The organism is Acinetobacter sp. Colony158, assembly GCF_019264745.1.
Lineage (GTDB): Bacteria > Pseudomonadota > Gammaproteobacteria > Pseudomonadales > Moraxellaceae > Acinetobacter > Acinetobacter ursingii.
Map to the genome: position 1 here is coordinate 2449597 of NZ_CP078523.1, position 10259 is coordinate 2459855.

Annotated in this window: 8 protein-coding genes, 1 tRNA gene and 1 pseudogene; 5 read left to right on the plus strand and 5 right to left on the minus strand. The window is 41.6% G+C overall.

Features of this window, described 5'->3' with window-relative positions; all coding sequences use genetic code 11:
• Positions 1-130: 130 nt before the first annotated feature.
• Genes ruvB through JR005_RS09925 form a run of 3 tightly spaced genes read right to left on the minus strand, consistent with a single transcriptional unit; the run spans position 131 to position 3141 of the window.
• Complete coding sequence (ruvB, locus tag JR005_RS09915; RefSeq protein ID WP_151832682.1) at positions 131-1132, minus strand: Holliday junction branch migration DNA helicase RuvB; 1002 nt, start codon at positions 1130-1132, stop codon at positions 131-133.
• A 6-nt stretch (positions 1133-1138) separates the two neighbouring features.
• Positions 1139-1744 (minus strand): Holliday junction branch migration protein RuvA, encoded by a 606-nt coding sequence (gene ruvA, locus JR005_RS09920; RefSeq protein WP_004996820.1) that lies wholly within the window; start codon positions 1742-1744, stop codon positions 1139-1141.
• A gap of 56 nt (positions 1745-1800) precedes the next feature.
• Complete coding sequence (locus JR005_RS09925) at positions 1801-3141, minus strand: deoxyguanosinetriphosphate triphosphohydrolase (protein WP_004996822.1); 1341 nt, start codon at positions 3139-3141, stop codon at positions 1801-1803.
• Positions 3142-3415: 274 nt separating this feature from the next.
• Here JR005_RS09925 and tauA point away from each other — a divergent pair, with 274 nt between their 5' ends.
• The 5 genes from tauA to JR005_RS09950 all read left to right on the plus strand — a co-directional run bounded on the left by tauA (position 3416) and on the right by JR005_RS09950 (position 9852).
• Positions 3416-4444 (plus strand): taurine ABC transporter substrate-binding protein, encoded by a 1029-nt coding sequence (gene tauA / locus JR005_RS09930; RefSeq protein WP_004996823.1) that lies wholly within the window; start codon positions 3416-3418, stop codon positions 4442-4444.
• A gap of 12 nt (positions 4445-4456) precedes the next feature.
• Positions 4457-5260, plus strand: coding sequence for a taurine ABC transporter ATP-binding protein (locus JR005_RS09935; protein ID WP_004996830.1), 804 nt, complete (start codon positions 4457-4459; stop codon positions 5258-5260).
• Positions 5257-6132, plus strand: a complete 876-nt coding sequence (tauC, locus tag JR005_RS09940; protein WP_004996832.1) for a taurine ABC transporter permease TauC — start codon at positions 5257-5259, stop codon at positions 6130-6132. The genes JR005_RS09935 and tauC overlap by 4 nt, the downstream gene beginning before the upstream one ends.
• Before the next feature lie 15 nt (positions 6133-6147).
• A complete protein-coding gene (gene tauD, locus JR005_RS09945; RefSeq protein WP_004996834.1) occupies positions 6148-6993 on the plus strand; it encodes a taurine dioxygenase in 846 nt (281 codons plus the stop codon).
• Positions 6994-7416: 423 nt separating this feature from the next.
• Positions 7417-9852: a membrane-bound PQQ-dependent dehydrogenase, glucose/quinate/shikimate family gene (locus JR005_RS09950; RefSeq protein WP_218664983.1), complete on the plus strand. Its 2436-nt coding sequence runs from the start codon at positions 7417-7419 to the stop codon at positions 9850-9852.
• A 118-nt stretch (positions 9853-9970) separates the two neighbouring features.
• Here JR005_RS09950 and JR005_RS09955 read toward each other — a convergent pair.
• Both JR005_RS09955 and JR005_RS14880 read right to left on the minus strand, forming a co-directional pair.
• Positions 9971-10046, minus strand: a tRNA-Gly gene (locus tag JR005_RS09955).
• 64 nt (positions 10047-10110) lie between these two features.
• A pseudogene (locus JR005_RS14880) lies at positions 10111-10259 on the minus strand (cysteine--tRNA ligase); the annotation flags it as partial.

Here is a 10259-nt window from a genome sequence, read left to right on the forward strand (position 1 = left end):
CGCTTTCACTCACAGCCTAGTTGTTCGTCTTGCGCCGCTAAAAAGCCTTAAAGCGATGCTTTAAGTTTTCTTAACGCKTTTACTCGAAGCATAGCTTCTCGTCTTGYGCAGCGGCAAAACGTTGTTTTGCTTATCGCTGCTCAGGTGGGGTGATTCCAAATTGCGCATAGGCCTGATTAGTGGCAATACGCCCACGTGCAGTACGCATCACGTAGCCTTGCTGGATCAGATACGGTTCAATGACATCTTCCAGAGTTCCGCTATCTTCGGCCATCGCAGCAGCAAGAGCTTCAACGCCTGCGGGACCACCTTCAAAACGTTCTAGTATCATACTCAGGTAACGTCGGTCGAGTGTATCTAGGCCAGATTTATCGACATTGAGCATGTCCAGTGCGCGTTGTGCCATGTCCTGAGTGACTTCACCTGTGCCTTTGACCTGAGCATAGTCACGTACACGACGTAATAAACGATTGGCGATACGTGGTGTACCACGCGAACGTCGCGCAATTTCTTCGGAACCTGTTTGGGTAATCGGTACATCCATTAAGTTGGCAGAACGGGTGACAATATGCGTTAAATCTTCAACCGAATAAAATTCCAGACGTTGCACAATCCCGAAACGATCACGCAACGGTGAGGTGAGCAAGCCTGCGCGTGTTGTTGCAGCAACCAGTGTAAACGGCGGTAAGTCCAGTTTAATTGAACGTGCCGCTGGACCTTCGCCAATCATAATATCCAGTTGATAGTCTTCCATCGCTGGATATAAAATTTCTTCAATAACAGGAGAAAGACGATGAATTTCATCGATAAATAACACATCGCCTTCTTCAAGATTGGTGAGCATGGCAGCCAAATCACCAGCCCGTTCCAGCACAGGCCCAGAAGTGGATTTTAAATTGCCTCCCATTTCTCGGGCAATAATATTGGCAAGTGTGGTTTTACCGAGTCCGGGTGGACCAAAAATCAGGGTGTGATCCAGTGCTTCACCCCGTCCACGCGCAGCACCAATGAAAATTTCCATTTGCTCGCGTACCACGGGCTGACCAATATAGTCTGCCAAAGAAGTCGGGCGAATCGCACGATCGAATTGATCTTCTGGTTTTTCTTTGCCACTAATTAAACGGTCATGCATGATTGGTTACTTCATCATTGATTTGAGTGCAGCACGAATTAAGTCTGCGGCTTCAGTATAATCAGCTTTCACCGCAGCCACTGCTTTTTGTGCTTCAATCGGTTTGTAACCTAATGACTGTAATGCAGCTTCGGCTTCGGCAACAGGAGAGTTAGATACAAACTGAATTTGCGAAATACTATTGTTTGAGGTCGCACTGCCTTGATTTGCAAGTGCTTTAAAACGGTCACGAAGTTCAATCATCAAACGTTCAGCAGTCTTTTTACCCACACCCGGAACTTTCACCAAGGTATTGATATCATCATGTTCAATGGTTTGGATCAAAAGCTCAACGCTTAAAGTCGATAAAATACCCAGTGCCATTTTAGGGCCAACACCATTAACCTTCAGCAAGGTACGGAAAATGGTCTTTTCCTGTGCTTCTAAAAAACCATAAAGTTGTTGAGCATCTTCACGCACCACTAAATGCGTCCATAATGTTGCTTTTTGCCCTTTTTGGAGTTGGCAAAATGTTGAAAGTGGCGTATCAATTTCATAGCCAACACCATTGACATTCAGGAGTACCGTAGGTGCTTCCAGTGCAAATACTTCACCAATTAAACAACCGATCATTGAAAACTTATTTCCTAAAATAATATAAAAATTAGATGTCCGAAATCATCCCGACATTACATAAAACTGGCACGACGACCTTGTAGTACCTGAGCGAGATCATAAGCTTGGTGATCTGAGAATTTACTAATGATATCCAATATTTGCATAATATTTTGGTAGTGATTGTCCTGAAAATTGGCACCAAATTGCTGCAAAATGGACATCAGTCGTTTTTCTTTAAAACTCAAAGTTTTTTGCGGTACGGACAATGGAATAAATGCATCCAGAATCGATTGCAAACTACTATGTGCAATAATTTCTAGATCAGACTTTTGCCGATGCTCAAAAATTTTATTACGCGCCAAATCTTTGGCTTTTTCGATTCCCACGCCAATATCCGCAGGGCAATATTCTAAAAGTGTTCCTTGTAATTGTCCTGATAATATTTCAACATGATGTCGGGCAAAGGCACTGGAAACCTCAGCAACCAGACGTTTCATGACTCGTCCGCGCAAAGCGGCAATTTTTTGTTGCCAAGTGGTATTACGTTGACCCAATTCGTCAGGAATCCCATAATCTGCAATTAAATTTAGAAAAATAGGCTCAACTTCTTCATAAGTCAGCATATTTAAAATAATACCATCTTCCAGATCAATCAGCGCATAACACATGTCATCTGCTGCTTCGAGCAAATAAGTCAGAGGATGACGACAATAATGATATTCACCCAATTGAATCAGTCCAAGCTGATCAGCAATTTCGACCAAAATTTCTTTTTCAGTCTGATAGCAACCAAATTTTGCACGTTGGTTGGAAGGACGGTCGCCTTGTGACTCAATGGTTTTAGACAACCACGGATATTTTAAATAAGCACCTAACGTGGCGTGAGTCAGGCGCATACCGCCATCATCAGGATGATAATCAATACGTGTTAATAAGCGTAAACCTTGTGCATTGCCTTCAAACTGGCGCACATCAGCTTCTTCTTCAGGGCTAAGTTCTTTTAGGAAATCGTTATGTGAAGCATCGTCAAACCATTCGCGAATCGCATATTCACCTGCATGTCCATAGGGCGGGTTGCCAATATCGTGGGCGAGACATGCTGCCTGAATAATGGCCCCAACATCGGATGGTGAAATCCATGCGGGTAAATCATCCTTAATTTTTTCAGCGGTCATCATGCCGAGCGACCGCCCGATGCAAGACACTTCAAGGGAATGGGTTAAACGAGTATGGATACCATCTTGGAGTGCGAAAGGATGAACCTGCGTTTTACGATTAAGCTGACGAAAACTTTGTGAAAATATGATGCGATCATAATCTTTATGAAAAGGGCTTCGTCCCAGTTCTGTTGTACTTTTTTTACTACCTAAACGAACTGCTGAAAGCAGCTCCATCCAACGCATTTGTTCCATTTATAACTGTTCTTGAGAGATCTACTTTGCATCATGCCAAAAAAATATTGAAAGCACTAGGGTAGTGCGACATGATTTGTCTGCTATCTGTATTTTTATCAATTTATCCAAGCACTTTATAGACATTTTATAAGCTTGGGAAGAATGATTGAATCGAGCAATGTTTTATAATTTATATTTTAAAAATATTCATAAGTAATCCATTTTTTATTATTTTAAATTATAAAGTGGAGTGCCATACCATTGATAACAATAGCGACTTTTATCAAATGTTATGAGTAAGAAAAATTCTAAACCTTTATGGATTACAGCAATCGTCCTTGTGGCGATTGTTACATTTATTATTTATCAAAATCGTAAAGGTCAAGATCAAACACCTGCTGCACAAACTGTCGGTGGTCAATCGGTGATTGTTGCCTACCAAACAGGTGTAGATCCGAGCAAAGTTGCACAGGCAAACGGTGATTATGAAAAAGACAGCAATCAGCACATTCAATGGAAAAAATTTGATGCGGGTTCAGATGTCGTCAATGCGTTGGCTTCAGGCGATGTGGTGATTGGAAATATTGGATCAAGTCCCTTGGCTGCGGCAGCAAGCCGAAATGTCCCTATTGAAGTATTTTTAATTACTGCAAAATTGGGTGGATCAGAGGCATTGGTGGTCAGTCAAAAATCTAATATTCAGTCGCCACAGGATTTAATAGGTAAAACCATTGCAGTGCCTTTTGTTTCAACCACCCATTACAGTTTATTGTCTGCGCTGAAACATTGGGGAATTTCTGAAAATCAGGTCAAAATTATTAATTTGCGCCCACCAGAAATTGCCGCGGCTTGGGAACGTGGCGATATTGACGCTACTTATGTCTGGGAACCCGCTTTAAGTAAAGCCAAAGCAACAGGGAAGGTACTTACTGACTCTAAACAAGTGGGGGAATGGGGTGCGCCGACTTATGACCTATGGGTCGTGCGTAAAGACTTTGCAGAAAAGAATCCAGATTTCATCAAATCTTTTGTTAAAACCACACTGAAACAAATCGATGCTTATCAGCAAAATCCGCAAGCATTTGTGCAAGATCAAGCAAATATCGACAAGATTGCCAAACTGACAGGTTCAGATCCAAAAGATATTCCATTGTTATTGTCAGGAAATGATTATCTCAATCTCGAACTGCAACAAAAAACATTATCAGGCGAGTTTGCTAAAAATATTTTCGATACAGCGACTTTTTTGAAAAGTCAGGGCAAGGTCGATCAAGTTAAAGCAAGTTATGCCGAAAATGTCACGACCGCCTTTTTGCAATAATTGGAGTGTGCCATGAGTATCTTGAAAGCTGAACACGTGCAATTACAGTTTCCAAAGCAATCATTACCTGTTTTGCAGGATGTCAATCTCTCGATCGAATCGGGCTCTTTGAATGTAATTTTGGGGGAATCTGGCTGCGGTAAAACCACATTGCTCAATATTTTGGCGGGCTTCCAAAAAGTAGATACAGGCCAAGTCAAAATTGATGATGAAGTTTTGAACGGCCCTGATGCACGCCGTGCGGTGGTATTTCAGGATCATGCCTTATTGCCGTGGCTCAATGTCGAGCAAAATGTTGGTTTCGCTTTGGAGCTTAAAGGGTTAAGGGAAAGCGAAATCGAACAACAAGTGGCCTCGATTTTAAACATTGTGGGGCTGTCTCATGTTGCCAAAGGCAATATCTGGGAGCTTTCAGGCGGTATGAAGCAGCGTGTGGGTATCGCGCGTGCTTTGGTCAGTCATGCGCCTTTTATTCTATTGGATGAACCTTTTGCAGCGCTGGATGCCTTTACACGTGAAACGATGCAACAACTGGTTTTGGATTTATGGATTCAGCAAAATAAGGGCTTTTTCCTGATTACGCATGATATTGAAGAAGCCTTATTACTGAGCCAGCAATTGGTGTTGATGACCGCTCATCCTGGAAAAATTGTGCAGACATTGCATTTAAATTTTGCGGAGCGTTATCGGGCAGGAGAGTCGATTCGTTCGATTAAATCTGATCCTGAATTTATCGCTTTGCGGGAACAGTTGTTTGAGCGACTACGCGAACAAAAGCAACAACGAAAACAACCTAGCCATGAGGTGTTGACATGAATAGTCGAACTGAGTCGGTCAGTTACAAAAATCAGATCGCAAAGAGTAATACGACAGCACGTCTAACACAGCGTTCTTTCGGAAATTTTCGCGTGTGGTTCACTCGACATCATCGTCTGGCATTAAGTGCGCTAAGTGTTTTTAGTGTGTTATTGCTGTGGTTTTTGATTTCTGCTTTACATCTTGTACCTGCATTATTTTTACCGAGTCCCCAAGCAGTCTGGCAAAAATTTTTGGAAGTCAGTCAGCAGGGATTTATGAAAGCCACACTTTGGCAACATTTAGCGGCCAGTATTTCTAGAGTTTTATTTGCGTTGCTTGCTGCGATTGCAATTGGTGTTCCCGTTGGATTATGGATGGGGCTGAATAAATATGCGCGAGCGGTGCTTGATCCATTGGTTGAATTATTACGACCTATCCCACCTTTGGCATATTTACCATTACTCGTCATTTGGTTTGGTATTGGCGAAACTACTAAAATTTTGCTGATTTTTTTCTCGATTTTGGCACCCGTGATTATCAGTAGTACACATGGCGTGATCAGTCATCAGCTGAATCGTGAACGTGCTGCTTTATCACTCGGTGCAACACAGGCACAAGTGTTTTGGAACGTGATTTTGCCCACGGCATTACCTCATATTTTAACAGGGATCAGAATTGGTTTAGGTGTGGGTTGGTCAACATTGGTCGCAGCAGAATTGGTGGCAGCTGATCGTGGCATTGGCTTTATGGTGCAATCAGCTGCGCAATTTTTAATTACTGATACGGTGATTTTAGGGATTATCGTGATTGCTGTGGTTGCGGTCAGTTTTGAATTATTTTTACGTTGGCTACAACAGCAATTATCTCCTTGGTATGGCCAGCAGTTATAGAATATAGGCGATAAAATGAGTTTAATTATCGAAACAATCAAACCAGCCATTGGCGCAATCATTACTGGTGTTGATTTAAATCATTTGAACAAACAGCACACCACTGAAATTCAACAGGCTTTATTGAAACATCATGTGATCTTTTTTCGTGAGCAGCAATTAGCGCCACAAGCTCAGGCAGCATTGGCACGTAGTTTTGGCTCTTTGCATATCCATCCGATTTATCCTTCCATTGAAGGTGTACCTGAAGTGTTAGTTTTGGATAGTTGGCAACAGGATTTGCGCGATAACGAGCTTTGGCATACCGATGTCACTTTTAGTCAAACTCCGCCATTAGGCTGCGTACTGCAAGCCATCAAAATTCCTGCAACAGGCGGTGATACGCTATGGTCAAGCGGTGTTGCTGCATTTGCGGCACTTGATATAGAAGTGCAGCATAAGCTGAGAGGATTAACGGCAACTCACGATATTCGAAAATCCTTCCCAATTCAACGATTTGCAACAAATGAGGTAGAACGTGAAAAACTGCTACAAACGTTTAAACGTAATCCACCTGTTGTTCATCCGGTCGTCAGAACACATCCTGTGACAGGACAACCGATTTTATTTGTGAGCGAAGGTTTTACCACCCGAATAAATGAGTTAAGCCAACAGGAAAGTGATGAATTACTAGAGTTTTTATTTGAGAAATCCACTCAGGAACAATTTCATTTGCGCTGGCAATGGCAAGAAGGTGATGTCGCGATTTGGGACAATCGCTGTACACAGCATAAGGCATTGTTTGATTATGGAGATGCACATCGAATTATGCATCGCGCAACCATAAATGGCGATACACCTTATTATCAACAAGCCAGTTAACCTTATTAAAATAGCGAATAGCCCTATCTGAATGATGGGGTTTTTTATTCACATCATAATTTTAATGGATGATTAGACTTCTTTCATAATTGTTTGAACTCTCTTTATTTTTCCTCCAAAGGAAGAAATAAAAAGAACTGATGAAAGATGGCTATTAAACTTTGCGAAAACATATTTATGACCTGTGTCATCCTATTTCATTGCAGATAAGATAGAAGGCTTAAATGAATGTATTTTTGGATAAATGTTATTTAACCTTTTGAATGTAAAGTATTTTTTATGTTATAGCTGAAGTCATTTTATTTTTTAAGAAAATTTTAAGTTTCAGAACACATTTAAGCAACGATACCATGAGCGTTTTTAATTTTTAAAATGATGTAATAGCGACTCCCATACTAAATAAAATTAATAAGGTTTAAAGCTATGGTTCATTCTTCCATCTATAGAAAAAACAGCAGTATACCCGTAAAAATATTTTCGGTGATCTTACTGTTATTTGCCCTTACATTATTCATTGGCGGTATTTATTTAGCATATTTAGGAGGTTCGTGGTACTACGTCATCAGTGGAGTGATCTTAATCGCTTCTAGTGTTTATTTGCTTAAAAATGATCAATTAGGTGTAAAACTTTTTTGGCTGTTCTTCTTCTATACTCTGATCTGGACAATATGGGAAGCGGGTACACGCTACTGGGGCTGGGTGCCTCGGCTCGCGATAGTGGCTGTTTTTGCATTTTTTATGAGCTTACTTATGCCAAATATTGGTTCAGGAGCGAGTAAGAAAATTTCATATAGTTTAACTGGCTTTATTATTCTATGCTTTGTTATTGCAGGCGGTCTGGCTTTTTATCCCCATTCATCTTATGTTTCTGGAGAGGAAATTTCAGCGCAGTCTTTTAGCACCAATTCATCAAATGCTACAACAATTCAACCTGACACTGACTGGCAATATTATGGTCGTGATGAAAATGCGACCCGCTATTCACCGCTTAACCAAGTTACTCCAGACAATGTCAATAAACTTGAGGTGGCATGGACGTACCGGACAGGTGATGTTCCTCAGGCAGGTCAAAGCAATAAATGGGCTGCTGAAACCACGCCAATTAAAGTGGGTAATGCCGTATATTTATGTAGTGCGACCAATAATATTATTAAATTGGATGCAGCCTCAGGCAAAAAAATCTGGGAACACAAGTCTGGTGTGAAATATGAAAATATTCCATATACCGCTGCGTGTAAGGCCGTTACTTTTTATCAATCAAAAACTATTCCCGAAGGACAGGCTTGTCACAACAAACTTATTGTTGGTACCTTAGACATGCGTTTACTGGCGGTTGACGCTGAAACAGGTGAGTCGTGTCAAGGTTTTGGTCAGCATGGTCAAACTGATTTATCTGTAGGTATTGGTAAGTGGGTACCTGGTCAACTTGCGGTTACTGCACCTGTACCAATTATTAATGGTGTAATCGTAGTCAATCATCAGGTTCTTGATGGACAGCGTCGATGGGCACCATCTGGTGTAATCCGTGGCTATGACGCAGATTCAGGTCAGTTTAAATGGGCATGGGATGTCAATCGTCCAAATGACAACACTGAACCTAAAACAGGTGAGCAATACAGTCGCGGTACACCAAACTCATGGGCTGCCATGATTGGCGATGAAAAATTAGGATTGGTTTATGTTCCAACAGGCAACTCAGCTGCGGATTATTATAGTGCGATGCGCAGTGCGAATGAAAATCGTGTGTCTTCAGCAGTCGTTGCGCTCGATATAAATACCGGACGTGAAAAATGGGTCTTCCAGACTGCACATAAAGATGTATGGGATTATGATATCGGCTCTCAGCCAACATTGGTGGATTATCCAGATGCTTCAGGAAAAAAAGTTCCAGCCTTGATTATGCCAACCAAGCGTGGTCAGACGTTTATTCTTGATCGCGCCACTGGTAAAGCTTTAACCAAAGTTGAAGAACGACCAGCACCTGTACCAAGCGATGCAAAGGCTTATCATGCTGTACCAAATGATCCACGTGCTAAAACTCAACCGTGGTCTGTCGAGATTCCACGTTTAGGTTTGCCTGATCTTCAGGAAAAAACCATGTGGGGAATTTCTCCAATTGATCAAATGCTGTGTCGTATTAAATTTAAACAGGCGAATTATCTTGGAGAATTTACACCCCCAAGCATCGATAAACCATGGATTGAATTCCCTGGCTACAATGGTGGAAGTGATTGGGGCAGTGTAGCGGTAAATCCTCATTCTGGTTTAATGATTGCAAACTGGAATGTGACACCAATGTACGACAAATTGGTTACACGCACAGAAGCCAATAAGCAGGGCTTAAAGTCAATTGATGATCCAAGTTATAAATCAGGTGGCGGCGGTGCTGAAGGAAATGGTGCGATGGCTGATACCCCTTATGGAATTAATGTATCACCATTTTACGCTCCAATTTCTCAAGTCCTCTGTAACGAACCACCTTATGGCATGATTACGGCTATTGATTTACATAGCAAAAAAGTGCTCTGGCAGCACCCATTTGGTAGTGCTGAACACAATGGCCCGTTTGGTTTGCCAACTTACTTGCCAATTAATATTGGTACACCAAATAACGGCGGTCCAATTATTACAGCGGGTGGTTTAACATTTGTTGCTGCTGCAACAGATAATAAATTACACGCCTTGGACAACCGTACAGGTAAACTCGTCTGGACTGCAAATTTGCCTGCGGGTGGTCAAGCAACACCGATGACTTATGCCATCAATGGAGAGCAATATATTGTGATCATGGCGGGTGGACATCACTTTATGAAAACACCAGTGGGTGATTATGTGATTGCCTATAAACTGAAAAAATAATCGTATTTTATGTGAAAAAACGGGCTGTTGATCAGCCCGTTTTTTTATTTTAGTCTGCATGGTTTTGGTATAGACAAATAAAAAGCCCTCATCTTTCGATAAGGGCTTTTTAAAATTTTGGAGCGGGAAACGAGACTCGAACTCGCGACCCCAACCTTGGCAAGGTTGTGCTCTACCAACTGAGCTATTCCCGCAATGTGAGATGCATTATAGACAGTTTCATTTAACTGTCAACATCCATGCATTTTAATTGTCGATTTAATCAGCACGTCGCCAAACGGTTCCTTGACGGGTGTCTTCAAGTGCAACACCTTTTTCAAGTAAAGACTGGCGAATACCATCTGCTTTGGCAAAATCTTTGGCTTTTTTGGCATCGCTGCGTTGTTGAATCAAATCCTCAATTTCAT

Bases quoted from the DNA above. Each gene is read 5' to 3' on its own strand.
- ruvA (WP_004996820.1), bottom strand. From the start codon at position 1,744: ATGATCGGTTGTTTAATTGGTGAAGTATTTGCACTGGAAGCACCTACG.
- tauC (WP_004996832.1), top strand. From the start codon at position 5,257: ATGAATAGTCGAACTGAGTCGGTCAGTTACAAAAATCAGATCGCAAAG.
- ruvB (WP_151832682.1), bottom strand. From the start codon at position 1,132: ATGCATGACCGTTTAATTAGTGGCAAAGAAAAACCAGAAGATCAATTC.
- JR005_RS09935 (WP_004996830.1), top strand. From the start codon at position 4,457: ATGAGTATCTTGAAAGCTGAACACGTGCAATTACAGTTTCCAAAGCAA.
- tauA (WP_004996823.1), top strand. From the start codon at position 3,416: ATGAGTAAGAAAAATTCTAAACCTTTATGGATTACAGCAATCGTCCTT.
- JR005_RS09925 (WP_004996822.1), bottom strand. From the start codon at position 3,141: ATGGAACAAATGCGTTGGATGGAGCTGCTTTCAGCAGTTCGTTTAGGT.
- JR005_RS09950 (WP_218664983.1), top strand. From the start codon at position 7,417: ATGGTTCATTCTTCCATCTATAGAAAAAACAGCAGTATACCCGTAAAA.
- tauD (WP_004996834.1), top strand. From the start codon at position 6,148: ATGAGTTTAATTATCGAAACAATCAAACCAGCCATTGGCGCAATCATT.